The sequence below is a fragment of the Nostoc favosum CHAB5714 genome (assembly GCF_020829495.1).
In the GTDB taxonomy this organism is placed as follows: Bacteria; Cyanobacteriota; Cyanobacteriia; order Cyanobacteriales; family Nostocaceae; genus Nostoc; species Nostoc favosum.
Genome location: NZ_JAIVFQ010000042.1, coordinates 1 through 26,915, shown reverse-complemented (window position 1 = coordinate 26,915; position 26,915 = coordinate 1). Strand labels below are relative to the sequence as shown.

Sequence of the window (26,915 nt, the reverse complement as noted above, 5' to 3'; positions counted from 1 at the left end):
TAGGCCTAGCCCGCCGCAGGCATCGCCAAAGTAAGAAAATTCTTTGATTGAAAAGGGATAATTATCTACAATAGCTTCAAGAAAACTAGCGATCGCTCCTGAATCACTATACTCCTCGCGCAATCCCAAAAGAATCTCCCTTTAAGGTGACTCCAAGCGGTTCTATTACCACCTCGCGGCTAAGGGACGCTTCAACCCTCCCGGCAATCACAGCCGTAAGCTTATGTTCTCTTGCAAGGATAACGATCCTCTCTGCATCCTGCTCCGACTCTGTATAGAATGCAAATCCTGCACCGTAATTGAACACAGAAAGCATCGTCGCTGCCCCGCCTTCAAGATGACCCTCAACAAAGGTAAATATCTCCGGCACTGGGAGCATCGTTTCGATGACATACCGGAGCGGCTTCACCGACCGCATCAGCTTTTGCCATCCATGTCCAGTGATGTTCTCCATCGCGGTGGGATGAATCCCCTCCCCAAGCACCGCCTGCACAAGCGGCGTGTAAAGATACGAAGCAGCATTCATCGCTTCCCAGAACTCCTGCCCACTTGGAAGTTTTGTTCTGTAGCCATCAGGGAGGGACTGGGCAAGCTTTCGCAGTGGGGTAAAGCCGTTCTCATGGGGCCCCGAACTCTCGACCAGAACAATGGTATTTCCGGCATCCAGACGCGAGCTATCAATGGGAGCGACACCAGCCGGCATAACCCCAAAAACCGAGCCTGCGATGTCAAGCCGACCTGGAATCATCTTCGTTTTTAGTTGAGGAGTTTCGCCTGAGAGATAGACACACCCCACTCGTTTGCACCCTTCAACCACTCCATCCAGAAACCCATCAAGGAACGCCGGGGTGAAGATCGTTTCAGGAGTACTCGACGGCAGATATAAACCCAGAAGTATAGTCTGCATACCTGATGTTGCGGCATCGTTCGTAAGACACGAGATGATCTTGATACCGATATTCCACCAAAATTGTCGAAGTTCTTCTTCGGAAAGGTCGTCAGGTCGAGTATCGTCTGCTGTACCCAGTCCTTCCGGGACAAGTGTCATAGAAAGTTCTCTAGCCCCCGCCTCTAGAAACGGAGCGAGATTGAAGCTGAAAGCGTTAGCACTTGCTCCAAGACCCGATGCGGGCACGATGCCATAGGCGCTTGCAAAGCCAAGGGTGCGTTTTGCGGCATCGATGAAGCGTCGTTTTGCGGCATCGAGAGTATCGTAATCGACTTGATCGAGAGCTTGAGCCATCAGGTTGCGTTTTAATTTAGAGTAGAGACGCGATTAATCCCGTCTGTGCAGGAGTTAAAAGTTAGGAAAACTCATTACTCCTAACTTCTAACTTTAAAATACCTTATCTTCAATACCACGCCACCATTCCCCCAAATTCATCATGTCTTGGTGAATGTCCTTTAATTCTTTGTTGTAAACATCATCTGTAAGGGTGGCTCGACGCTCTTGCAATTTTTTAAGGCGCAGTTGTACCAATAGCCAAGGTTTAGTAATGCTATTAGTTGCTTCTATGTATTGTGCTAGTTCTTTGCTATCCATAATGTTTTATATTTTAATTTTCATGCCACTACTTTTATTCAAGCTACTGCCCGTCCCGCCACTTAATAACAGAAAAGGGAGAAATTCTTTTTAATTTCTCCCTTTTCTTGGTGGAGCCAGTTCAAAACTGACAGTTAATTAAGCTTTGGCCAAGTTTTCAGCAGCAAAGTCCCAGTTAACCAAGTTATCTAGGAAATTCTTGATGAACGCCGGACGGGCGTTTCTATAGTCAATGTAGTAGGCGTGTTCCCAAACATCCAAGGTTAGGAGTGCTTTCTTACCATGAGCTAGAGGGTTTTCTGCATTTGGTGTTTTTATCACCTTCAGCGTACCACCATCATCAATAAGCCAAGACCAGCCACTGCCGAATTGAGTTGCGGCTGCGTTTGAGAACTCTTCCTTAAATTTGTCGAAGCTACCAAAATCTTTATCAATTTTGGCTGCGAGGTCACCACTGGGTGCGCCGCCACCTGCTGGTTTCAAGGAATTCCAAAAGAAGGTGTGGTTCCAAACTTGGGCAGCGTTGTTGAAGATTCCCGCTTTAGAGGAGTCGTTGAAGGAAGTTTTGATCACCTCTTCGAGAGACTTATTAGCAAGTTCTGTACCTTCAGTGAGCTTGTTGAGGTTGTCTACATAAGCTTTGTGATGCTTGCCATAGTGATACTCGAAAGTTTCAGCTTTCATGCCATAAGGCTCTAAAGCATTAATATCGAAGGGTAGTGGGTCTTGTACAAATGCCATCGTGTCAAATCCTCTCTTTACCGGTTTCCAGTTTTAAGCTATTACAGAAGCTTAGGAAATTAACAGCTTTTATTTTTAAGGTTTTATGTCTTTAATGATGAAACATAAAACTTAACATCGTCATTTTACTACCAAAGTGAAGATAAAAACAAAGTACTCGTCTAATAAGTAAAATAAGTCAAATCACTAGGAAATAATGACTATAAATAAAAATGGCTAATATTTCCTAGTTAAAAACTAATAAGTAATTAAGTAGATAGGCATAATTAAACGTAAAATACCAACCAGTAAAATCAGCTTACTGAGCAGGTTTTTCCTTCTAGAGGCGGTGCGGTCTTCTCTACGAGACGCTACCCGAAGGGGTTTCCCCAAGTGGAATCAAGTGCCGTCCTTCTGCCTTCAGCATAAACTGCCTTTTACTTAGCATTTAGCAATTAAAGCTTTCAGGCTTCTATCTGTGGCGTGATTAATTGTGATGTGAAGAATCAGTCGAAAGCGTGATGATTTAGCACTTAAAAAAAGCTAAAATGTAGAATACAAGACTAAAATTTTAAAATTATTTATTTTGCATCTGGGCTGTTTCTGGTAGGTACAGTTTTGAGGGTGGTAAGTGGATAATCACTCACCCACCACCCTTTTGAACTGAAAAACTAACAGCAAATAGTGATGATTACTACTAAGATAAACGCTGCTGGTAGTAGTTCACAATTTGTGCTGTGACTTCAGAAATATTCAGTCCATCGGTTTGAACTTCAACCGCATCGGCTGCTTTTTGCAAAGGGGAAACTTTGCGTGTACTATCTTTCCAGTCACGTTCAGCAATATCCCGTTCCAGCTGCTCTAAACTCATTTCGGGTTGACCTTGTTTGTTAAAGTCTTCCTGGCGGCGACGGGCGCGTTCACTCACAGAAGCGGTTAAGAAGATTTTCACTTCGGCATCGGGGAATACGTGAGTACCGATGTCTCGACCTTCAGCCACTAAACCGCCTTTCTTTCCCCAGTTTTGCTGTTGTTTAACCAGTGCTTGACGGACAGCGCTTTGTGCAGCGATCGCAGATACTTGAGATGTTACCTCAATCGTGCGAATTGCCTGGGTAACATCGATACCGTCAATCCAAACCCGCACCGATGATTGTAAATCCTGGGTAGGGGTAAGTTCAATTTTACACTGGCTAGTTAATTGGGCGATCGCACATTCATCATCAATAGCAATCCCCTTTTGCAGAACTAACCAAGTTACAGCACGGTACATTGCTCCTGTATCTAAATACACGAGATTTAGATTTGCTGCCACTTGACGCGCCACTGTGGATTTTCCAGCCCCGGCTGGGCCATCAATGGCGATGATGGGTTGACGATCGCGCAATATGATATTGTCAATCAAACGTGTAGACCCAAGACGAGCTGCGATCGCCAACATTCCTTCCTCCTGAACTTTTTCTAAAGACATTAACGTAGTCGGTTCAACCAATTCAATATATTCCACTAAAATCGTGCTGACTATAGCCACTTCTTGCTGTACTAGTGCTATCAACTTGTTACTATTGCGATCGCCTGCCATGAAAGCAGCTTCAGCTCGTCGCAAGCCGCGATATAATGCTGCTGCTTGCTCTTTTGCCGTTGCAGTCAAATATTGATTACGAGAACTGAACGCAAGACCCGAAGCTTCCCGCACTATTGGACAACCAACAATTTCTACTGGCAAATTTAAGTCAGCTACTAAGCGTTTAATAATTGCCAGTTGCTGACCATCCTTTTGGCCAAAGTAGGCACGGTCAGGCTGTACCAAGTTGAAAAGTTTGGTCACAATCGTAGCGACACCCTGAAAGTGACCTTGCCGAGAACGACCACACAAGCCTGTTATCATAGCAGATGGGGGGATAACTTGTGTAACCTTTGATTCTTGTATACTCTTCTGAGGAACTGCCATCTCTTCCGGAGTTGGCGCAAAAATTGCATCTACCCCAGCTTGTTCGCAAAATTGTTGGTCTTGCTCTAAAGTGCGAGGGTAGCGTTGATAATCCTCATTGGGAGCAAATTGCAGGGGATTGACAAAAATACTCACAATCACCGTAGAATTTTCTTGCCGCGCCCGTTGAATCAAGCTTAAATGACCTTGATGCAAATTTCCCATCGTTGGCACCAGACCGACTGCCGTCTGATACCAGCCAGCCATCTCATCTAGTCTTAGATCCTCAGTAACCGCAATTAGCTTGTTTTCTGAGCAGCGTTTAGTTAAATAGCAGCGTAAAGCTGCGACTGTTGTCAGCAGGCGCACAAAAATACCCCTAGTTCTTATCGATCCCTCCCCCGTTAGTTTATATCTGAAAGAGAGGGAAGAGATGATTGAACTAGGGGAATTGTTATGGAGAGTGGGGAGTGGGGAGTGGGGAGTGGGGTAATACGGTTCGGATAAGCAGAGGAGGCAGGGGAGGATCTTAAGGGAAGAGAGTTATTGTTCAGTAATTCTTCTCTCAAGAACAGCTTCTCTTGCCAAATTGCTCAATAACAGCCTGCCTCAACCAAGAAATTCCTTAACCGAAAGGTATTGGGGAGTGGAGAGTAAGTAATTAACTTTCTTCCGTATTCCCTACTCCCTACTCCCTACTCGATTATTTCCCTAAGACTTCAATATGTACTGGTGCCACACCACTGCCCATCATTCCCAAAATTCGAGCTGCACCAGCAGATACATCAATGACTCGACCCCGAATGAATGGGCCTCGGTCATTAATTCGCAGCACTACAGAACGACCGTTGCGGGTGTTGGTTACACGGACTTTTGTACCAAAAGGTAAGCTGCGATGAGCGGCAGTCATGCCTTCTGGGTTGAATCTCTGGCCGCTAGCAGTACGATTACCAGAAAAGTCATAGCCATAATAAGAAGCTACACCTCTCAAGGTGGCTCGCACTACTCCAAGGGCCTGTTGAGGTAGCTTTGGTATTGATAATGGCAGACGCACTGGTAAATTAGCAATTTCTTTTAAGGGAGATGCATTGCCTAGTAGCCTCCGCAGGCGATTGGTTGCCTGCAATGCATCTTGCGCCAGATTGTTGGTGCTATCTGCTAGTCGCGTACCTTCGTTGATTTCGACTAGTTCTTCGCCATTAATTTTGATTACATAGCGATCGCCATTTTGTTGGAGGGGGGCGCTTTTATTTTGCGCTTGATTGGCAGTCGATTTTTCCCCTGCTTTCCAACTTACAGTAATCTTACTCCCGTCCACATTTTCCCGATTCAACTGGTTGATCTTAGCTGCTATTACACCAGCTATCTGAACCGGGTCATTGTCGGCGGAGCTAATCTGGTTACTCACATCTGTTACGTTCCCATAGGAAGTATTCAGTGCATTTGATGAATTGCTAGCAATAAGGGCGTACTGTTGTACGCCCCTAGTATCTGCAATTGCACCAACTTTTTTACTTTCAAGATTCGTATTTGATACAGAACTCAAAAAGGTGAGAACAGGTATATTTCGGATAAAAAGGGTTGCCGCCTTACGTCCTCTAATGTTGTGAGGATGAATTTCTGTAATCACAGCATCCAAGGTTTGTTTCCCTGCTCTGGATTGGTACTCTCCCACCTTCACCACATCAGGGGCGGGTGATTTCTGGGAAGCTAGCGCATTTCCCTTGGTGGTTTGAGTGCAACCAACTGAGGGTATGCCCAAAGCAGCCATAGACAGGGCAACAATAATCCACAAATGTCTTTGATTCATGCGTCCGTTTTTTAAAGCGACTATAGAATTTAAGTTTTATGATTCGCGGGATTCTTCACTTTGTGAAAGTGACTTCCCTCCTGAAAAACTCGAATTCGTTCCGTTTTCACTTTGTTGTTTATAACTGCAACAGACTAGCACGAACCTTTTGGCTTGGGGATCAGGGTTTTAGCGTAATTCTTGGCAGCTTTCTCAGATTCCAATTCCAATTTTCAGGGTGAAACCTTTCTCAATTGGGGACTTTGGCTATGTAACGCTTTTTTTGGCAAGTCCAAAAATTATTAAAAAAACTTTACGCTTATTGCACGCTAAAGCGACGATACCCTATTCACATCGGTTCTAAAGGCTCGTCGCTACCCGTGTATTTTATCTTACATCTATTTGGGCTATTTCCAACTAAAAGATAATATAACTTTAATTGAATGGCATCGGCATAAATACTCAAAATAACTTATTTTATAAAATATTTAGATTTCTCTATGAATAAGTCATGATACGAGTTACATCTTAAATAATTATGTAAATTAATTTGGGTTTAATATCTTTTTTCAAAGTTTTTTCCACTTAGATTAATCATGACTTTTATTTTCCATGACTAGGCTGAAAATGGTGATATATGTAACTTGGCACTACAGTAATACTGGGTATAAAAAAAAGGAAGATACTCAACTTAATGTTTTTCAGGATGAATGATAAAAAAATTAAGAAATCTTTGCGATCGCTTGTAGAAAAAGTTTTATTGGTATCAAAACTGACAGTGGCTATTTTTTGCCCTAAGTAGTTGCTCAAATATGATTTTTTAGAGCAAGCTATTTTTTCAGAAATCTTTGTAACTGTAGGGATGTGCAGCTGCACCCCTACTATATATAGTGAGTATTTTGGGGAATCCTATTAGCGTGATGACAAACCAAGCACATCAAGGAGATTTAGAAATAGATCCAATAGATCCATCGCCATTAAAAGCTTTTCTTAAGGAGTTGCATTCCCAGTACAAGTTACTGGGGGAGGGTGCAGTAGCGAAATACATTCCAGAACTGGCAAAGGTAAACCCGGATTTGTTCAGTATTTGCATTGTGACAGTAGATGGTCAGGTTTACAAAGTAGGGGACTACGAGCAATTCTTTACCATTCAGTCAATCTCCAAGGTGTTTGCTTATGGACTTGCCTTAGAAGATCATGGACTGGATTACGTTTTGACTAGAGTTGGCGTGGAACCGACGGGGGATGCATTTAACGCGATTGTTTTGGATGAGCAATCGAAGCGGCCTTATAACCCAATGGTAAACGCTGGAGCGATCGCAACCACCAGCTTAATTAAAGGTTCCGGCCCAACCGAACGCCTCAACCGAATGCTTGATATGTTCCGGCGATATATTGGGCGCGACGTGTTCGTTGACATTTCAGTTTTTACCTCAGAACGCAGTACAGGGCATCGTAACCGCGCAATGGCGCATCTGATGCTCAACTTTGGCATGATTGACCGGAATATTGAAGAGTCGTTGGATCTTTATTTCCAACAGTGTGCTGTGATGGTGAATTGCCAAGACTTAGCGGTGATGGCGGCTACCCTTGCTAACAGAGGTATAAACCCGATTACCAAAGAACAGGCGGTAGATAAGCGTTACATCAAAGATATTTTGAGTGTGATGTATACCTGCGGAATGTACAACTTTGCAGGTGAGTGGGCTTATAAAATTGGGATTCCGGCGAAAAGCGGAATTTGTGGTGGGATTATCGCCGTTGTACCCAATAAGATGGGCATTGGAGTTTTTTCGCCTCTGCTAGATGTGCGTGGTAATAGTGTGCGGGGGGTGAAGGTGTGTGAAGAACTTTCCCAACGGTTAGGTTTACATTTATTTGATTGTTCAGGTCAAGAGGCGAAATTTGATTGAAGGAGGTAGAAGAATTTTAGATTTTCGATTTTGGATTTTGGATTGAACAATTTAAAATTTATTAGCGATCGCAAAATAACACTATATATAGATATAGCAATCCTATCTGAGTTGTGAAAATTAACGAACCGCCATCTCTACGAGAGGCTTCCGCCAACGCGCAGCGTCTCGCAGAGAAGACGCCAAGAGCGCCAAGAAAAGAAAGAGAAGTTTTCACATCTGATTTAGGATTGCTATATATAGTCACAAAACTCTAAATTATCCCTCTTCGCGTGTCCGTCCAACCGTATGCAACCTCAACCAGTTGCACTGTGGCAATCTCGATTTGCTTTTGGTTCACTTGTTGACCACCAAGGCTTTGATAGAACCCGGAGGCGGGATTATCAGCTAAAACCCACACTAACATTGAACTAATACCTGACTCGATCAACCTTGTTGCTATGGTGGAAATCAGGCGATATCCTAAACCTTGGCGCTGGTACTTCTTCAGAATATAGATAGCGTACAACTCACCTTGGTAAAGGCGATCGCCTGTCCTCTCTTGACCTCCATTGGCAAAACCAACTATTTGCCCAATTTCATCCTCAGCAATATATGTGAAATTATCTTGAGCTATATTGCTCAAAATTTTTACCCATTTTGTCTCTCGTTCTTCATAAGATAAATCTGCCAGGAACTTTGCTGGCATTAAGTTGCTGTAGGTTGTCCGCCAAGCGTCTACATGCACTTTGGCAATCGCGGGTGCATCGGCTAAGTTTGCTTCTCGGATCACCATCAGCTATCTCCTGGCAAGAGTTTGATAATTCTTTATAGCTAGTTTACAATTCTTCTGCTTGGGGAAGCGGGAAAATTTCACCAGCCAAGTAAGCTTGAAAGTGCTTTTGAAAGTACAACCAGGAAGTCATATCTTCCCCATCTATCAATGCTTTTGGGGCTTTTTTATATAGAGGAATACGGTTATTAATTTCGTCTTGCAGCAGTGGAGGCAGTTCTGTTAAACCATTGACTTTGCTGCCAACAGCACTGTAGATAAGTTGACCGGGGCGATCGCCCATTTTCATCCAGGGAAGCCATTGACCAATGCGATCCCAGCTTAGTTTGAGTTGAGAAACTGAGGAGAGGGCTGTGTTGAATAAATCTGCGGTTGGCACAGTTAATTTAAACAATTCTGCTGCCTGATAAATTGGATTTGGGCTATATTCGGCAAATTTGGGATCGTCTGCTAAGGGATTAGGGTAATAGGGAAATATATCAAAAACAAAGGTTGTGCTGTCACCATTTACTTGTGCCGGGAAATTTCCCTTAAACTTCCCCTGCACTGGATTATTAGCAACGTGAATCACCGGAACTGTCTCGCCTGTCCAAGGATTCTCCCATTTGGTCAAAACCTCATCTGTTTGTGGGTTGAGGTAGTAAGTTAATTCCCTGGAAGTAAAATCCCAGCTACCCTCTGCTGTGGGAATACATCTGCTAACACTCAATCCCAGCATCTTAAACAGGAGTTGTCTTTTCTCTTTGGGGATAAAAGCGTAAATTTTACCTTTCCAAATCAGGAAAGTGGATTCGCTAGGGTCGAGGGAAGAACGAGTTTTAACCCAGTGCTGCGCTTCAAGTTCTTGGATTTGGGCAACCATCTAAAGCATCCTTTGTATTTGAAAGGGAGTGGGGAGTGGGGAGTGGGGAGTGGGGAGTTAGGAGTTAGGAGTTGGGAGTTAGGAGTTAGGAGTTGGGAGTTTTATCTCGCTTCTGCCCAATGCCCTATTCAATTGCTGGAAGAACAGCTTCAGTTTATTCTCATCTAATTTGCCATTGCTACGAACCGCGCTACACAAATCTAGTCCGAAAGGAGCAACTTGTTTGACTGCGATCGCAACATTTTCAGGTTTTAGCCCTCCAGCTAAGAAAATTGGCACGTTTACCTGCTCACGGATTTTGGCGCTCAAGTTCCAGTCATGTAAGCGTCCTGTGCCGCCCAACTCTTTAATCAGCAGTGATTGATTGCCGGAGTCTAGTAGAATTGCATCTACGTAGGGCGCTACATTGATTGCCTCGTCTATAGATTTTTCTGTAATGACATGAATTACTTGGACAATGGAGATCCCAGGTAAGGCATCTCGTATATCTTGATAGCTTCCTGATTCTAGGTAATCGCAGATTTGTACAGTATTTGTTCGACAGCACCTTACTTGCTGAATAATCTCTTGAGCATCAAGGCTTGAAGTAAGTAAAAAAGTAGCGATCGGGGGTGGTACACAAGCAGCTATTTTCGCAATGAGTTCCTCAGAGATGACACCGGGGCCACTTGGCATCTGAGAAACCAAGCCGAGGGCAGATGCACCGCAACGAATGGCAATCCATGCTTCTTCTATGCTGCTAATACAGCAAATTTTGACTCTTGGGTTTGCTGTTCTTTCCATTCTTTCCTAACTCCGAAAGCGCCAGTCCTTTAAAAGTAGTTGACAAAAACTGCAACATCTAAATTTAGAATAATCCCTGAAGCTGACAGTTTAAAGGAAAGGCGGGAGAGCTATGATGTGCATCCACGAGTAAAAAAGACTCATATCATGTCCGCTTGATTACTTATTAAACCCCAAGAACCCCACCCCTTAATCCCCTCCCCGCTCTTCGGGAGGGGAGACAAAGCGTAGCTTTGGCGGGGTGGGGTGGAATGACTGTGGGAATCATAACTAATTATGCGGACATGATATCATTCACGAGTATCAAAGACTCGTTGGCGAGTATCAAAGACTCATTCACGAGTATCAAAGACTCGTCGGCGAGTATCAAAGACTCATGCACGAGTATCAAAGACTCGTCGGCGAGTAAAAAAGACTCATTCACGAGTATCAAAGACTCGTCGGCGAGTATCAAAGACTCATTCACGAGTATCAAAGACTCGTCGGCGAGTATTAAGGGACTTCCAAATAAAAAAATGTTCCAAAACTCTCTCTATTTCTCCTCTCTCTGTGTTCTCTGTGTCTCTGTGGTTCGTTTATTTGGATAATTTATTTCTTGGAAGTCCCTAAAGACTCATTAACAGAGTTCAAAGACTCATTGTTGCATTCCAAAATATATTTCTTTTACCTTTCTACTCCCCTACCTCTATGCACTGCCTTCAACAATTAAACTGATTCAGAAAGTCGCTCATCTAGACGGCGAAACAAAAACACCCAAAGTGGCAGGGAACTATTAATTGCAATTAGTCGCACTAAATGACCAGTTGTGACAATTTCAACATTATGATTCAATGCCAGTGAAACTAGGATCATTTCTGCTGATCCTCCTGGTGCTGTGACTAATAGACAGGTTAACCAGTCCCAAGAGGTTAATTGCATCGCAATTATAGCAGCGATCGCTCCCGCTATTAGGGTCATGCCCACAGACATTAAGGCATAGCCGACAGTCCGCTTTCTAAAGTTGGGTTTGTCTCCCCAATACTCACCAATAGTAATTCCCAGGAGCATTTGACCCAATAAGTTAATTATTGGCGGCGGACTAAAGCTAATATCACCTACAAAAGGCAGCCAATGTAGCAAAGGATTAAACCCGATACCAATCAACAATGCACCAAAGAAATCGCCAGCCGGAATTTTAAATAATATAGCTGGATAAACTACTAATCCAGTAATTAGCAGTACTAACAAGAGTAATTCTAGTTGAGATGGATCGAAATTGAGCCAAGCAGCGTTGATTGGGAGTGTTTGCAAAGAGTAATTACCAGTTGATGTCTTAGCGATGAAGGGAATTAGAACAACTACTGAGGTGACGCGAATCGCCTGAACTAAGGCAACCAAACTAACATTTTTGTTGTAATCGGCAGCGATCGCTGCCATAATTCCTACACCACCAGGAACTGTAGCCAGCATTGCTGTTAACAGGTTGGTTTTGCTAAGGCGCGAGTAAATATAACCAATACAGCTTCCACTCAGCAGTAGAAACAAGGTAAGAAAAATAAATATGGGAATATTAGAAGCAACACTAGCTAGATTACCGTGAGCATTGGAAGCGCCGACAGTTAAGCCTACAAGTGCCATTCCCACTTTTCTAGCAGTGCGGTTTGGTTGGGGAGAATATTGATAAAAAATTCGACACCCTTGAAGAACCACTGTACCAGCAGCAATCCCGCCAAATATCCAGGCAATTCTGCCAATTTGGAACTTGGCGAGGAGTAAACCCAGAGGTAATGCCAGAAGCATTTCCAAAACAAGGACAATTAGTTGCTTCGTAAATAGCTGTTGTTTGGTAACAACGGGATTTTCATGAGTGTGTTCTTCTAGACTGGGAGCAACACTTAGGCTTTGATTCATCGATATGAGCTTTTTTATTAATTTAACTATGCATTTAAGGTAATGCGATCGCACAAGATAACTAGAGTCTATCAAGTCAAGTTCACTAGGTTCGTAGTGAGCGCTTTAGCGCTCAAATCAAGGACTAAAGTCCTTACTACAAACTTCTTTATCGATTAAAGTTGGTCTGGTGGACTACTAGGTTTAAATTTACCGCGTGTTGTATTCAAACAAAAATGCCTATAGAGAGAGGATAGGGGCACAATGATCGTTGTGCCCCTACAAATAATTTATATTCCTTTCAATGATTCAGCCGTTTAATCTTCGTCAAGGGCTGGGAAAGCTTCTTCAAGCTGCCACAACCTATCTTTATTTTCAACGAACCAAATACGAGTTTCTGGAGTTAATTTCCTCCAAATGTCTTCAACAGGAATGTGAGGAGATGCATATTGGTATTGCTGACCAAGTGATTTGAGATTGTCCGCTACATCATGGGGAATTCCGAATTGTTCCCAGTCAACTGTTATACTCCTTCCCGAAACTCCTGCTGTGGGGTCGAAAACCAATTGTGCTGATCTAACTAAATCAGCAAAGTGTTTCGGTTTTAGTTTGGTGATCTCCTGAATTTGGAGTGATTCGTTATGCTCTTGAGACATCATCGCCGCAGTGGTAAAGATTAGTGGTGTATTGAACTTACTGGCAGAGATTTTTATCCCAATATTTTTACTTTAGCGCAGAGCCACTAACTTGAGCATGACTTAACAAGACTTGGGGTTTGAGCAAATTGTTTCAGGTAAACAAACTTTCGGTACAGTTAAACTCTCACACTTACCGACATCCCGCCCTGAACTAAAGTTTAGCGGCTCATAGCTGAAGTCCACGCTTTGTGGACTAAGGGACTTCCAAATAAAAAAATATCCCATCGCTTTAGGAACAGGGAGCTTTCTAGCTGGGGGAGGGAAAGTCGTAGTGAAGTCCAGAAATGGGATAATTTATTTTTTGGAGTTCCCTAAATTGATTATTCAGTCCACAAAGCGTGGACTTCAACTATGAGACTCGGAATTCATTCCGAGGCGGGATAGAAACGCAAGCTAGAGCGATCGCTACCCCGATACAACTTTGCTTAACCGTATTTGTAACTTGATAAGCTTGATTGCAGGAATGACAAATAAGTGTATGTTGCGAGAATCGGTCTAACGTGATCAACTTTTGATCAGACTCGCTATTACCGACATTTTTGGAGGTGGAATAACCTTGATAAAACGGCAAAGATGACCCAAATTTATCTAGCCACTTGCGATACTCAACCACTAAAGTATCAGATGTTTTGAGCGGTAAATACACTTCTTTGAGATTTTGTCCCAAACGCTCAATTTGTGCCTTTTGTTCAACGACTAATTGCAAATCACCTTCTAAGATTTTGTTTCGGATCAATATGTGATCTAACCAGGGAGGCATCAGCTTGATTTTTTTGGGAAACGAGTTATACCAATTCTGTATGAAGATGCGCTAAAAAATATTTAAGTATAAGAAAGAATAAAGAGAAACGAACCGCAAAGGACGCAAAGGACACAAAGAAAGAAAGAAAGAAAGAAAGAAAGAAAGAAAGAAAGAAAGAAGTTAAAAGGGTTTGGCGCAGCCTCACAAAGAAATGGTATTACTATAATTTCTGATGAGAATCCGACATCTATTCTTACCTAGTGGAATTGAATATAAGGCTATGCCTCCAAATTTACCTTGCTGTTCATTACCAAATTTGTAGAGAATCAAATTAGGAGCAATGAAATCTAATGAAATCCAAGGCGTATTGGGTGTGCGTGTTCGCCGCCACCTTCCCTTAATTCCCTGAATATTGCTCTCAATGACTTCTAGTTCCAGCGCTTGGGCATCTTTTCGACTTCCCATGATGCCATCATGGCTGATTGGAACGTGAGCTGGATCAATAATGTTTTCAATAAAATAGCTTTGGTCGTAAGGTAGGTCAGCGGAAAACACCAAAATGAGTAAGTAAACTGGGGTTTGAGTAAGTAAAACGTCATTTTACTTGCGGAAAACACCAAAATGAATAAGTAAACTGGGGTTTGAGTAAGTAAAACGTCATTTTACTTGCGGAAAACACCAAAATGAATAAGTCATAAGGCATTTTGAGTAAGTCAAATGCCATTTTGATAAAGCATTTCAGTATTTTGAGAAAGTAAACAGGCATTTTGATAAAGCAATTAGGCATTTTGATAAAGTAATCAGCAAATATACCTGGCAATTAAAAATCACAGATATACTTTCAAAGCCGATGCTCAAATAAATTAAAAACTTTTCGGTATAATCTCTCAAGCGCAAACAAAGGTAATTGTCAGCTTACGTACCTTTGACCTCAGCTACTTATCTTCGATTAAAACTGTAACAGCAGCGATCGCAATTAACATTTCATCATTTTTATCATTGAGTTCGGGAATCGCCCGCCCTTGAACTACCATCCCCCCAGATTCTACGGTAAGAGTTTTCCGACCAAATGGTAGTACAGCTAATACCTCTTCTTCTCTAACTTGCTCTGGATATGGAACTGCTACCTGAACCTCTACAATCATTTCATTGGGGTGACTTAAGCCAGCAACCTCCCAAACACCAGGTAAGGCATTATGAGCGATCGCATTCCGTACTGCCCTAGATGCTGCTACTGTAGGATCTTGTCCATGTTGATCTATTCCCATCCCCATCTCGATAATCAACCGTTTACGCGCCATTGCTACCTCCGGTAAATCTTTCATGTTTCACCAAGAAAAGCAGAGGGCTGGAGGCTCACTTGCAATACTGCATCGCTTCTCTACAGACCTCTTGCATAAATCAAAAATAAAGAACCCCACCCCGCATTTGAGTAAAGCAAACGCTCCCCTCCCCGCAAGCGGGGAGGGGTTGGGGGTGGGGTGTTAAGGACTTTTGCAAGAGGTCTTACGAAAACCTTCACGTAGAGTCTTGCAATGAGAGGTACACATGTCCCCTGCCCCCTGCCTCCTGCCTCCTGCCTCACACCATACGCTGCACACGACTCAGACGCTCTGAGTAACTTTTCATCACCTTGAGGGCAAACATGGGTGTTTCCTGAACGGCAAAAAGAAACCTTTTCTCATTAACGAAAGCAAGTTTGCTGTCCACCTTGGCAATAGCTGTGTAAGTTCTATTTTTTACTCCTACAAGTACCCCGACACCAAAAACTTCGCCTGTCTCAATGGTTTCTACAACCTTGCCATTGACTAATATATCTACTGTTCCTTCCAGAATCCCATACATGTGCTCACCTGGCTGTCCTTCTTCAAAGATGACTTCGCCTGCTGAAAATGCTTGAGGGTCGGGTTGTTTTTGAAAGATACTGACTGTTACTACAGGACTTAGCATTTAGAGCAACCCCAAAATTCTTGGTTTTTAGACGAAACTTTTAGATAGCTTTACGCGAACCCACAAAAGTATACTACTTTCTGTTGATTAACTCTCAACCTCCGCAAAATTTCTGATTAGTCTCCTAATCGCCTAGAAACCTCTCCCTGGTTTTACTACGCAAAACCGTCCCTCTCCGAGTCGGAGAGCGAGAGACTTGAGCGAAAATTCAGCTTTTTGCTCCCCTCTCCGCTTCGGAGAGGGGCTGGGGGAGAGGTCAAATAATATTTATCAAACTCACGTTCAAATAGCAAATTTTGGTTTTCATGTCATCTTCTATAATTAATAAAACCTGCACACCTAATTCTAGGCATGAGACTGTGACCGAATCAGGAAGTTACAAAGATACTGTAAACCTACCCAAGACTAATTTTGATATGCGGGCAAACGCCATCAAGCGTGAGCCTGAAATCCAAAAATTTTGGGAAGAAAATAAAATTTACGATCGCCTCTCCAAAAATAACCCCGGCGAATTATTTATACTGCACGATGGGCCTCCCTACGCTAATGGCTCACTCCATATTGGTCATGCCTTAAATAAAATTCTCAAAGATATTATTAATCGCTACCAACTGCTAAAAGGGCGTAAAGTTCGCTACGTTCCTGGTTGGGATTGTCACGGTTTGCCAATTGAGTTGAAAGTTTTGCAGAATATGAAGTCAGCAGAACGGCAAAACTTAACATCTTTACAACTGCGGCAGAAAGCGGAAGAATTTGCTCTAACTGCGGTAAATGACCAGCGCCAAAATTTTCAACGCTACGGTATTTGGGGTGACTGGAACCACCCTTATCTAACTCTGAAGCCGGAATATGAAGCGGCGCAAATTGGCGTGTTTGGTCAGATGTTCTTAAAAGGCTACATCTATCGCGGTTTGAAGCCGGTTCACTGGAGTCCGAGTTCTAAAACTGCTTTGGCTGAAGCTGAGTTGGAATATCCCGAAGGTCACGTTTCCCGCAGTATCTATGCAGCTTTTGCAGTTACAAGTTTGGCGGAAGCTGTAAAACCACTGTTGGCGGAATATCTATCAGATTTGGGTGTGGCTATTTGGACAACTACACCTTGGACGATTCCGGGGAATTTGGCTGTGGCGGTGAATGCAGATTTGAATTATACAGTGGTGGAAGTGGAACCCCACCCCCCAACCCCCTCCCCGCAAGCTCTTAGGGGGAGCGAGACTGAGGGGGTGAGGTTCCGCTATCTCATCGTTGCTGCTGATTTAGTAGAACGTTTATCTTCAAGGTTGGGAGTTGAGTTAACTGTAAAAGCCACGTTTAAGGGGAATGATTTAGAACATACTACTTACCGTCATCCTCTATTTGACCGGGAAAGTTCGATTGTCGTGGGCGGTGATTACATTACTACTGAGTCGGGTACTGGGTTGGTACATACTGCTCCTGGTCATGGTCAAGAAGACTACATTGTTGGTCAGCGCTACGGTTTACCCATCCTTGCACCAGTGGATGACAATGGCAATTTTACCGAAGAAGCGGGACAATTTGCTGGTTTGAATGTGCTGGGTGATGGGAATCAAGCGGTAATTGATGCACTGGCTGCGGCTGGTTCTTTGTTGAAGGAAGAACCATATCCCCATAAGTATCCTTATGATTGGCGGACGAAGAAGCCAACGATTTTCCGTGCTACTGAACAATGGTTTGCTTCTGTGGAAGGATTTAGAGAAGAAGCACTTGATGCGATCGCAACTGTAAAATGGATTCCAGCCCAAGGTGAAAATCGCATCACGCCAATGGTCGCGGAACGTTCCGATTGGTGTATCTCTCGTCAGCGGAGTTGGGGTGTACCCATTCCCGTCTTCTACGATGAAGCCACGGGAGAACCACTGCTGAATGAAGAAATTATCAACCACGTCCAAGGAATTATCGCAGAAAAAGGTTCTGATGCTTGGTGGGAACTTTCAGTGGAGGAGTTATTACCCGAATCTTATCGTCAAAATGGCAAGTCTTACCGCAGAGGTACAGACACAATGGATGTATGGTTTGATTCTGGCTCATCTTGGGCATCTGTCGTCCAACAGCGTCCAGAGTTACGCTACCCTGCTGATATATATTTGGAAGGTTCCGACCAACATCGCGGCTGGTTCCAGTCAAGTTTGCTTACCAGTGTAGCTGTAAATGACATTGCACCTTACAAAACTGTGCTAACTCACGGCTTCGCTTTGGACGAACAAGGGCGAAAGATGAGTAAGTCAGAAGGAAATGTGGTTGACCCAAATACAATCATTGAAGGCGGGAAAAATCAAAAATTAGAACCGCCTTACGGTGCAGATATCTTGAGATTGTGGGTATCATCGGTTGACTACTCTGGGGATGTCCGCATTGGCAAAAACATCATCAAGCAGATGAACGATGTCAGAGGCAAAATCCGCAATACAGCGCGGTTTTTGTTGGGTAGCTTGGATGATTTTGACCCGGAAAAAGATGCAGTTCCCTTCGAGGAATTGCCAGAACTTGACCGTTATATGCTACACCGCATCACCGAGGTATTTGAGGAAGTAACCGTTGCCTTTGAGAGTTTCCAATTCTTCCGCTTCTTCCAAACAGTGCAGAATTTCTGCGTGGTGGATTTATCCAACTTTTATTTAGATGTTGCCAAAGATAGGCTGTACATCAGTGCAACCGATGCTTTCCGTCGTCGCAGTTGTCAAACGGTGCTGAAGATAGCAATAGATAATTTAGCACGAGCGATCGCTCCAGTGTTATGCCACACAGCCGAAGATATCTGGCAATATCTCCCCTACAAAACACCTTACAAATCGGTATTTGAAGCCGGTTGGGTACTAGTTGAGGAAAAATGGCGTAATCCAGAGTTAGCGGAATTTTGGTCAGCACTGCGACAACTCCGCACTGATGTTAACAAGGTGTTGGAACAAGCCAGGATAGAAAAAATGATTGGTTCTTCCTTGGAAGCGAAAGCTTTGATTCATATACCTCACAAACAGTTAGGTGATGCTATCAAAGCCTTTAACCCGGTTAAGGGTAACGGTATTGACGAACTGCGATATCTATTGCTGACTTCCCAGGTGGAATTATTAGATTCTGCTCAAGGGTTGCAAGGATTAAAATATACAGCGCAGACGGAAGACTGGGGAATTGGTGTAGTGAATGCAGACGGGGAAAAGTGCGATCGCTGTTGGAACTACTCTACTCATGTGGGAGAATCAGCAGAACATCCCTTAATTTGCGAACGATGCGTTGCAGCTTTAGCCGGAGAGTTCTAGTAAATATACGTCCGTTCAACGAACCTCTCCCTGCCTTCAATTAAAGTTCAAGTCTTTCCCTCTCCGACTCGGAGAGGGAAAGTTTTGCGTAGTAAAACCTCTTAGTGGTCTTTTCATTCAGCTAATTAGATAAGCTGTTACGCATAAAACTAGTACATTTACCTGATGACTGATGACCGATAACCGTCAACCGTCAACGATTATAAAGAATGTTTATATAATTTAGACGCATATCAGCTTAGACACTACATCATCCGTGGAATTCAGGTTAAATCAGGTTGCAGTCAGCGCCTGAAATAAATATTTTGCGTAATACACATTATGGTTATTTCCTACAGTGCGTAAATTCTAAGTGTAATAAACATTTGAGCAAAAATTTTGGGTATTATTACTGAAAATTACTCAGTATTTTTACTAGATTATCTTCAATTATAGAGCCAACTAGAGGGATTATTAAGAAAAAATAAAGGTATGGAATAATACGTATAACTTAGATTAAAACATTCATTAAATCAATCAAAATTTAAGGGATAGAGAGATATGTCAAATCAAGTTGCTAAAGACTTAGCAGATTTTTTGGTGCAAATAGAACAGCGATCGCAGTTTCATGCAGGTTATCCATATAATTTAAGTTGTGATTACAGTGCGATCGCAAAATTTTTCAATCATCTGTTAAATAATGCTGGAGATCCTTATGTAGAGCCAGATTTTGGTCTTCATTCTCGGAAGTTTGAGCAAGAAGTCTTATCTTTTTTTGCTCACCTCTATAAAATTCCAGAAGATCAGTTTTGGGGTTATGTTACTGCTGGCGGAACTGAAGGTAATTTATATGGAATGTTCTTAGCAAGAGAAATCTACCCTAATGGCATTCTTTACTCATCACAAGACTCTCATTATTCAATTCCCAAAGCAGCCAAATTATTCCGCATCCAACATAATGTTGTTAATTCGCAAATTAATGGAGAAATAAATTATGAACATTTTGAACAACTAATTAGCGAAAATCGTAGTTATCCAGCCATCATAAATTTAAATATTGGCACTACTGTCAAAGGTGCAATTGATAACTTAGACAAAGTTCTAGAAATTTTAGAGCGCAATCAGATTAAAGATTACTACATTCATTGTGATGCTGCACTTTCAGGATTAATATTACCGTTTTTAGATGGCGCTCCGCAAGTTAACTTTCAAAAACCCATAGATAGTATAGCTATTTCTGCTAAATTCATTGGTTCTCCGTTACCTTGTGGTGTAGTTTTAACTAAGAAAAAATGGGTAGAAAAAGTTGAAACAGAAATTGAATATATTGGTTCATCAGATACAACAATTCTAGGATCTAGAAACGGTCATACTCCTTTGATTCTCTGGTATGCACTGCAAACAAGAGGTTATGATGGATTAGCTAGAGAAGCAAATACCTGTATTGATAACGCCCAATATCTTTTCCAACAACTTCAAATCAGAGAATATCCATGCATGTTAAATAATTTTTCCAATACAGTAGTGTTTCAAAAACCTTCTCAAAGGTTAATTAAAAAGTGGCAGTTAGCAGTTCTTGAAGATTGGGCACACATTATAGTCATGCAGAATATTAATCGGAAGAAAATCGATATTTTTATTAATGAACTTTTGCAAGAAGAAGGGTTACTTGATAACGCCGAGGATTTCCAGCTACAGCCAGTAGGACACTAATGTAGACTATCAAGTGATAAGCTGTTACGCATAAAACTAGTACATTTACCTGATGACTGTTGACCGTTGACTGATGACCGATAACCGTCAACCGTCAACCGTCAACGATTATAAAGAATGTTTATATATTTATATACAGCGTCTCCAAGAGTTGGGGCTGACTCCTGTTTTATCTCTTTAAAAAGTTTTTATAACACAAGTTAGCAGCAAGTAATGTTTCTACTTCTGCACCTTCCATAGCTGGTAAGAAAAAATACCCTTGTCCATAATCACATTGTAAAGCCTTCAGTTGTGCTAATTGCTCTACAGTTTCTATCCCTTCTGCTGTTACAGACATATTTAAATTATGAGCTAATGTTACAATAGCTCGAACAATTTCTAAATTTTCTCCTCGACTACCTATATTGTTGACGAAAGAACGGTCAATCTTAAGGGTTTTGATTGGTAGGCGGTGCAGATAATTCAAGGATGAATAGCCAGTACCAAAATCATCCATGTGCATCTCGACATTCAGCGCTGCTAACTGGGAAAGTACGGTAATAGCTAATTCAAAATTATCCATCAAGAAGGTTTCAGTAATCTCCAATTTCAAACTGCATGGCTTCAGCCCAGTTTCTTGCAAAATATGTTTAACTTGTTTAAACACATCAGGTTGAGTGATTTGTTTACCAGAAAAATTAACGCTAATTGTCAGAGGTAATGAGCTAGGAAATTGTTTATGCCATTTGTGCATTTGATGACAGGCTTCATAAAGCACCCATTGCCCAATAGTAACAATCATTCCAGTTTCTTCCGCCAGGGGAATAAAATCTTGAGGAGAAATGAGTCCTCGTTTTGGATGATGCCAACGTATTAGTGCCTCAAATCCAATAAGTTTGCCAGTTGTCAGTGAAATAATGGGCTGGTAATCAAGGCGAAATTCTTCTTGTTTGAGCAGTGCATTTCGCAGAGCAGTTTCTAACTCCAAGAGTAAAGATGCACCCTCGTGCATTTTTCGGTCAAAGACCTCATAGCGTGCCTTACCAAGTGATTTGGCGCAGTACATTGCCACATCGGCATCGCGTAGAATCTGCCCTGCTTGCTCATAATCTGCTTTACTTAAAGCGATGCCAATACTAGCATTAGTAAACACCCTATGCTCATTTAATTGAAATGGTAAAGCTAGCACTTTTTTAATTCGCTCGGCTACCTGTATGGCGGTGCTGATATCCTCAATTTCCTCAATTAAGATTGTGAACTCGTCTCCGCCAAAACGGGCAACTATGTCTCCAACTCGCAGAACTGACTTTAGACGATGAGAAATTTCAATTAAAAGTTGATTTCCCAGTAGATGTCCAAGGCTGTCATTAACAACTTTAAAGCGGTCTAAGTCTAAGAAAAGTACGGCAAATAAATATTTATTTTGCTGTTTAGTACGTTCTATTGCCCCCTGCACTCGCTCCAAAAATAATCGTTGATTAGGTAATCCGGTTAGCCCGTCATGAAGACTATTGTGCAGTAATTGCTCTTGTGCTTGTTGACGCTTGATAATGTCTTGCTCAAGTTGTTGATTCACTCTAATAAGTTCAATGGTGCGTTCTAGAACCATCTGCTCAAGCTGATGACGATACTGAACTAATTCTTTTTCTACTAACTTACGCTTAGTGATGTCACGGACAATAACAATATACTCTCGTAGCTGGGAATTAAATGGCTGTGAAATAGTAGATTCAACAATTCGTACACCTTGATTTATTTTTAAGGTTTGCTCACTTCTAATAGACCATTGCTCCGGTTTACCGCGATAGCATATTAAGAGTTGATTCAATTTTTTGCCAATTAGCTGCTGAACAGTTGTTTGAAATAATTCTTCAGCAGCCGTATTTGTCTGGCAAATTTTTCCGTTTTCATCTAAGACTAAAACAGTATCGGGGACAGTATCGAGAGTAGTAATAAATAGGCTTTTTGCTTGTTTGCGTGCGTTATCAATAGCAACAATTTGTGGTAGAGTTGTCCAGCAAGCGATCGCAACCCCTGCAAAAGAAAGTGTCACTAACAGAATAGCTAGCAATGAGTTATGAATATTATGATAATTTGCGTCTAATAAATCGCGGATAACCCAACTGCTTGTGGCAGTAATACAAATTAATGATACTAGGACAACCACCTGTAGTGCCACAAAATCTTGGTTGTTTTTACCAGACCTAACGTCGTAATTCTGTGTCCACCATTTTAGGTGTAATGGTGCTAATTTTAAGCGACGTAGTGCTACATCTCCTATCATCAGAAGAATGGGTAATAATAAACCCACTAAAAAATCTCTCCAATTCCAAGCTAAACCTCCTACTATTAGAACTACCGCTTCTACACAGAAAAAACCAAGTGACCACCAAGGCCATAACACCTGTGGTTTGCCCCGACACAGCCATAATCCCAAATGTAGACCCATAATCGACACAAGATAACAAGTGCCTGCTACCGTGACAAGTTGAGGTACATTTCCCAAATTCAGACAAAGCAGACTGAGTAGAAAGGTAACTAAGATAGCGGGCCCAAGGACACCTTGGGGGGAAACTGATGCAAATAGAGGAGAAAGCTCACCGTCTAAAGCAAGTTGGTATAATATCCGAGGAGAGTTAGAAACTGCCGTAGCAGCACTTAAAAGGCAGGATATAGTAATGAGAAGTGTGACTATAAAAGAGGCAGATTCACCCCAAAAAGGCTTAGAAGCCTCCACCAGATTTAAGAACGCATCGTCACCTATTGTTGGATTTGGAGCCGAACACATTAATACCCAAGAACCACCTAAAAACACCGCAGGTATTAGCCAAGCAGCTACGGTTAAGAACCTCAAAGTTTTATGTGGGTGGCGGCTATCAGCAACAAAAGAAGAAGTGGTTTCACAAGCATAAATTGAATAGCTAGCCAGAAAAAACCACTTTGCCCATTCTCCAAAGCTCAGGCTATCTGTGCTAGTTAGGATAAGTTTAAAACTAGTGGTTGAGAAGGCTGACCATACTACGCCTTGAATACAAAACAAAAGTAGTAATAAAATGGCTGGGAATACAAAAAATAAATGCAAGAGCGCTAAAGCACGGGTGCCACTAAAAGCCAAAATAAAAGGAATTGCTGTAAAAAGAACTTTTAAAAAAGTTTCTGGACAAGAAATACCTAATGCTTCAAAATTGACTTTAATTAGGTTTGTAAGAATAATCGCATACAGTGCTGGTGCTGCTGCCCAGCTAAAAAAGTATCCTAAAGCTACATAACGGCCCAAGCCAGGAAAGTTCTTTAGTAGCCTTGTGGTATAGCTTGGTGTTCCTCCGGCGACATCTGGCCAATGTCTACCTAGACTTTGTACCTGCAAGTTGAGTAGAAAGGAGATGATCGTGCCAAATAACCAAACTAAGATAGCTTTAGGCCCTAACGCTGCATGAATAATGGGAGCAGTACCAATCCATCCCACATGACCCGTTAAGCCAAAGCCCCAGGTTTCGAGATAACTCAGAGTCTGTGGTAGGCGCATTACCAAGCGTTGATTTTTCTCTGCCTGTACAAAATTTTTAGTAAGCATTGTTTCTTAGCGAGATTTACTGGCCTTTTCACTCAATAGCCGAATATTGCTGTACTTAGCTTCAGTATAAACGCTGAACTTATCGGAAAAATCACTTAATTATTACCACCTTTTATCGAGGAAGGCAGGAGGGAGAGGGCAGTTCTTGATGGGGTGATTTCCCCCAAGCTTTTAGCCCCCTTCGCCCTGCCTCTTCGTTGAACTCAACACTTCTGGAGTTATAGCTATAGCTTTTGCAACAACTCCTGAGTTAACTGAAAGAACGCTTTTGAACCAGCTGATTGGGGAGCATTTAAAACAGCTGGCATAAAACTATCAACAGCCTTAGCAACGTTGACATCAACTGGTATTTGTACTTTACAAATTTTTTCTACACCGAAATCTTCAACAACGCGGTGCATCACTTGCTTATAGTATCTGCCAGTAAGAAGATTAGCGCTGGACATGCTAAATACAATTCCCAGCATTTTTATATCTATTTTGGTTTCATGCCCGTGACTCTCTTTTAATTGTGCAATGCGTCTTTCTAGCAGTTGAATACCTACTACAGATAAGGGTTCTGGTTTAGCAGGAAGTATGTAAAAATCACTGGCAGCTAAAGCGCTACGAGTCAATAAATTATATCCAGGCGCACAATCTAAGAGGATAAAATCATATTCTTGACGTACAGGTTTTAAAATATTATTTATCAAGACTCTTTCAAAGCGATTCCAAATTGTTTCAAAGTCCTGTTCACCCAAAGCAGTTGCTTGCTGATACAACATTTCTGACACAACAAATTCATCATATAAGTCGATATCTCCTGGCAATAAATCCAGTCCGGAAAGATTACAAACCTGGGATTGAATGATATCTTGAATTGTCAATTTTGCTTCTGGTTCGGGATTGATAACTTGGTCTATCAGATACCTAAATGTCTTACTTTGTTTACGACGCTTGGCAAAATCTAAAGGCGACATCAAACTGAGTGTGGCGCTAATTTGGCTGTCTAAATCAAGGACAAGCACTCGCTTGCCATGATTTTTAGCTAAACAGGTAGCTAAGTTTACGGTGAGGGTGGTTTTACCTACGCCACCTTTCATATTTGCAGTAGCAATTACATATCCCATTGGTTGAGTCCTCTGTTGACGCATTCCCATGTAGGTAGCGTACACCTGTCTCGATCTATTAAATCTTCCATTAAATTTAATATTTTCGGAATCTCAACGAAGAGGCAGGGGGAAATGACTTTTGACTTCCCCGAACGCTTTCTTTATGTTGAGCGGAGTCGAAACACAGCGTCTCCAAGGGTTAAGGCAAGAGACGCGATAAATCGCCGTCAAGACAAAGGACTGATTATTGTAAAAACGGCGATTTATCGCGTCTTTGCGATTAGCGGCGTGTCATCAAAAAACCTTATCCGAACCGTATTGCTTCCTCGTGGCGTGGGTGGATTTACGCGGTGCTGTATTAGTAAAATTGCTGTCACTTTGGTTAAAAGCTAGATACCATTAGATTCGGCGTGTTTACTGTTCGGGAGTGCCAAAATGTCTAAACAGCTGGGTCAAAAAATTGCACCTACACCTATATCAAATGATATCAATGTGGTGGATTTGATTGATCAATACTTTACCGCTTACAACTCAGCGCGGTTGCGGGAAATCTGCCAACTACTGAGTCGTGATGTGCTAACGGAAGGTGTGACGGTGGGAGTTAGCCTTTCCGGTGCGATGACGCCAGCAGGATTTGGGGTTTCAGCGCTTGCACCTTTAATTCGCAACGGCTTTATTGACTGGATGATTAGCACTGGTGCAAATCTTTACCACGATATGCACTACGGTTTGGGTTTTGAACTTTTTGCTGGTAATCCGTTTTTGGATGATGTGAAACTGCGCCAGGAAGGCACTATTCGCATTTATGACATTATCTTTGGTTACGATGTGCTACTAGAAACTGATGCATTCATCCGCAAGATTCTGCAAGGGGAAGCGTTTCAAAAGCGGATGGGAACTGCTGAGTTTCACCATTTACTGGGTAAGTATGTTCGAGAAGTAGAAAAGCAACTGGGTGTACAGCATTCCTGCTTGCTTGCTACAGCTTATGAGTATGGCGTGCCTATATATACGTCTTCTCCAGGAGATAGTTCAATTGGGATGAACGTGGCGGCTTTGGCTTTGGAAGGTTCGCAGTTGGTATTAGATCCATCAATTGACGTAAATGAAACGGCTGCGATCGCATATAATGCCCGTGAATCAGGAGGTAAAAGCGCGGCTGTAATTCTGGGTGGCGGTAGTCCCAAAAACTTTTTGCTCCAAACTCAACCGCAACTTCACGAAGTATTAGGATTAGAAGAACGAGGACACGATTACTTTGTGCAGTTTACCGATGCGCGTCCAGATACAGGCGGTTTGTCTGGAGCAACCCCATCGGAAGCTGTCAGTTGGGGTAAGATTGACCCGGAAGAGTTACCTAACACTATTGTTTGTTATACCGATAGCACGATCGCTCTACCACTGGTAACAGCATACGTCTTGAACAAGTGCCAGCCTCGTCCCCTGAAGCGTGTGTACGACAGGCGAGAAGCTATTTTGGATAAACTGCAAAAAGACTATTTAGCAGCCAAAACCCAACCATCTGATCAGGTTCCAGCAGCAGTGGCTGAAAGTGCCCAAAAGCAAACAGCGACTTATCCTTGTGGGCGGTTGATTCCGAATATGTAGGGAGTAGGGGGATGAGGGAGATGAGGGGGATGAGGGAGATGAGGGAGATGGGGGAAATTTGGCTAGCTTTGGAAATTGGGAACTCTCGGCTGCATTGGGCGTTGTTTATTGGCGAGACGCTTTAC

General features: G+C 42.4%; 23 protein-coding genes. 5 read left to right on the top strand and 18 right to left on the bottom strand.

Annotated features, from left to right (window positions below):
* Positions 1–106 precede the first annotated feature (106 nt).
* The 5 genes from LC586_RS23225 to LC586_RS23205 all read right to left on the bottom strand — a co-directional run bounded on the left by LC586_RS23225 (position 107) and on the right by LC586_RS23205 (position 6,003).
* Positions 107–1,243 carry an AIR synthase related protein gene (locus tag LC586_RS23225; RefSeq protein WP_229487022.1) on the bottom strand — a complete coding sequence of 379 codons (1,137 nt, stop codon included), beginning with the start codon at positions 1,241–1,243 and terminating at the stop codon, positions 107–109.
* 93 nt (positions 1,244–1,336) lie between these two features.
* The gene (locus LC586_RS23220) at positions 1,337–1,543 is read right to left on the bottom strand and encodes a hypothetical protein (protein WP_229487021.1); all 207 of its coding nucleotides are present in this window, start codon (positions 1,541–1,543) and stop codon (positions 1,337–1,339) included.
* A gap of 138 nt (positions 1,544–1,681) precedes the next feature.
* Positions 1,682–2,284, bottom strand: a complete 603-nt coding sequence (gene sodB, locus LC586_RS23215) for a superoxide dismutase [Fe] (protein ID WP_229487020.1) — start codon at positions 2,282–2,284, stop codon at positions 1,682–1,684.
* 676 nt (positions 2,285–2,960) lie between these two features.
* On the bottom strand, positions 2,961–4,562 hold the full coding sequence (locus LC586_RS23210) for a bifunctional pantoate--beta-alanine ligase/(d)CMP kinase (RefSeq protein ID WP_229487019.1): 1,602 nt from the start codon (positions 4,560–4,562) through the stop codon (positions 2,961–2,963).
* 334 nt (positions 4,563–4,896) lie between these two features.
* Positions 4,897–6,003, bottom strand: coding sequence for a septal ring lytic transglycosylase RlpA family protein (locus LC586_RS23205; RefSeq protein ID WP_229487018.1), 1,107 nt, complete (start codon positions 6,001–6,003; stop codon positions 4,897–4,899).
* Between the two features lie 899 nt (positions 6,004–6,902).
* Between LC586_RS23205 and glsA the strand changes: the two genes are divergently transcribed.
* The gene (glsA, locus tag LC586_RS23200) at positions 6,903–7,895 is read left to right on the top strand and encodes a glutaminase A (protein WP_229487017.1); all 993 of its coding nucleotides are present in this window, start codon (positions 6,903–6,905) and stop codon (positions 7,893–7,895) included.
* A gap of 61 nt (positions 7,896–7,956) precedes the next feature.
* On the opposite strand, the gene LC586_RS23195 is transcribed toward glsA, so the two are convergent.
* The 11 genes from LC586_RS23195 to LC586_RS23145 all read right to left on the bottom strand — a co-directional run bounded on the left by LC586_RS23195 (position 7,957) and on the right by LC586_RS23145 (position 15,571).
* Positions 7,957–8,142 (bottom strand): hypothetical protein, encoded by a 186-nt coding sequence (locus LC586_RS23195; RefSeq protein WP_229487016.1) that lies wholly within the window; start codon positions 8,140–8,142, stop codon positions 7,957–7,959.
* Between the two features lie 6 nt (positions 8,143–8,148).
* Positions 8,149–8,670, bottom strand: coding sequence for a GNAT family N-acetyltransferase (locus LC586_RS23190; protein ID WP_229487015.1), 522 nt, complete (start codon positions 8,668–8,670; stop codon positions 8,149–8,151).
* A gap of 43 nt (positions 8,671–8,713) precedes the next feature.
* A complete protein-coding gene (locus LC586_RS23185; protein ID WP_229487014.1) occupies positions 8,714–9,529 on the bottom strand; it encodes a DUF1838 domain-containing protein in 816 nt (271 codons plus the stop codon).
* A 78-nt stretch (positions 9,530–9,607) separates the two neighbouring features.
* On the bottom strand, positions 9,608–10,312 hold the full coding sequence (locus tag LC586_RS23180) for a phosphoribosylanthranilate isomerase (protein ID WP_229487013.1): 705 nt from the start codon (positions 10,310–10,312) through the stop codon (positions 9,608–9,610).
* A gap of 274 nt (positions 10,313–10,586) precedes the next feature.
* A complete protein-coding gene (locus tag LC586_RS23175) occupies positions 10,587–10,778 on the bottom strand; it encodes a hypothetical protein (protein WP_229487012.1) in 192 nt (63 codons plus the stop codon).
* Positions 10,779–11,017: 239 nt separating this feature from the next.
* A complete protein-coding gene (locus LC586_RS23170; RefSeq protein WP_229487011.1) occupies positions 11,018–12,202 on the bottom strand; it encodes an AbrB family transcriptional regulator in 1,185 nt (394 codons plus the stop codon).
* A 296-nt stretch (positions 12,203–12,498) separates the two neighbouring features.
* Positions 12,499–12,837 carry a hypothetical protein gene (locus LC586_RS23165; RefSeq protein WP_229487051.1) on the bottom strand — a complete coding sequence of 113 codons (339 nt, stop codon included), beginning with the start codon at positions 12,835–12,837 and terminating at the stop codon, positions 12,499–12,501.
* Between the two features lie 391 nt (positions 12,838–13,228).
* Complete coding sequence (locus tag LC586_RS23160) at positions 13,229–13,639, bottom strand: hypothetical protein (RefSeq protein ID WP_229487010.1); 411 nt, start codon at positions 13,637–13,639, stop codon at positions 13,229–13,231.
* A 183-nt stretch (positions 13,640–13,822) separates the two neighbouring features.
* The gene (locus LC586_RS23155; RefSeq protein ID WP_229487009.1) at positions 13,823–14,176 is read right to left on the bottom strand and encodes a hypothetical protein; all 354 of its coding nucleotides are present in this window, start codon (positions 14,174–14,176) and stop codon (positions 13,823–13,825) included.
* Between the two features lie 380 nt (positions 14,177–14,556).
* On the bottom strand, positions 14,557–14,922 hold the full coding sequence (locus LC586_RS23150) for a Lin0512 family protein (RefSeq protein ID WP_229487050.1): 366 nt from the start codon (positions 14,920–14,922) through the stop codon (positions 14,557–14,559).
* Between the two features lie 280 nt (positions 14,923–15,202).
* The gene (locus tag LC586_RS23145) at positions 15,203–15,571 is read right to left on the bottom strand and encodes a Crp/Fnr family transcriptional regulator (protein ID WP_229487008.1); all 369 of its coding nucleotides are present in this window, start codon (positions 15,569–15,571) and stop codon (positions 15,203–15,205) included.
* A gap of 359 nt (positions 15,572–15,930) precedes the next feature.
* On the opposite strand from LC586_RS23145, the gene ileS reads away from it, so the two are divergent.
* Complete coding sequence (gene ileS / locus LC586_RS23140; RefSeq protein ID WP_229487049.1) at positions 15,931–18,846, top strand: isoleucine--tRNA ligase; 2,916 nt, start codon at positions 15,931–15,933, stop codon at positions 18,844–18,846.
* A gap of 540 nt (positions 18,847–19,386) precedes the next feature.
* Complete coding sequence (locus tag LC586_RS23135; RefSeq protein ID WP_229487007.1) at positions 19,387–20,538, top strand: histidine decarboxylase; 1,152 nt, start codon at positions 19,387–19,389, stop codon at positions 20,536–20,538.
* 169 nt (positions 20,539–20,707) lie between these two features.
* Here the strand turns inward: LC586_RS23135 and LC586_RS23130 are convergent, their stop codons facing one another.
* Together LC586_RS23130 and LC586_RS23125 are read right to left on the bottom strand one after the other, a co-directional pair.
* Complete coding sequence (locus LC586_RS23130; protein ID WP_229487006.1) at positions 20,708–24,091, bottom strand: amino acid permease; 3,384 nt, start codon at positions 24,089–24,091, stop codon at positions 20,708–20,710.
* 224 nt (positions 24,092–24,315) lie between these two features.
* A complete protein-coding gene (locus tag LC586_RS23125) occupies positions 24,316–25,200 on the bottom strand; it encodes a ParA family protein (RefSeq protein ID WP_229487048.1) in 885 nt (294 codons plus the stop codon).
* A gap of 114 nt (positions 25,201–25,314) precedes the next feature.
* Between LC586_RS23125 and LC586_RS23120 the strand changes: the two genes are divergently transcribed.
* Both LC586_RS23120 and LC586_RS23115 read left to right on the top strand, forming a co-directional pair.
* Positions 25,315–25,575 (top strand): hypothetical protein, encoded by a 261-nt coding sequence (locus tag LC586_RS23120; RefSeq protein WP_229487005.1) that lies wholly within the window; start codon positions 25,315–25,317, stop codon positions 25,573–25,575.
* Positions 25,576–25,617: 42 nt separating this feature from the next.
* Positions 25,618–26,790, top strand: coding sequence for a homospermidine biosynthesis protein (locus LC586_RS23115; protein ID WP_229487004.1), 1,173 nt, complete (start codon positions 25,618–25,620; stop codon positions 26,788–26,790).
* Positions 26,791–26,915: the final 125 nt, after the last annotated feature.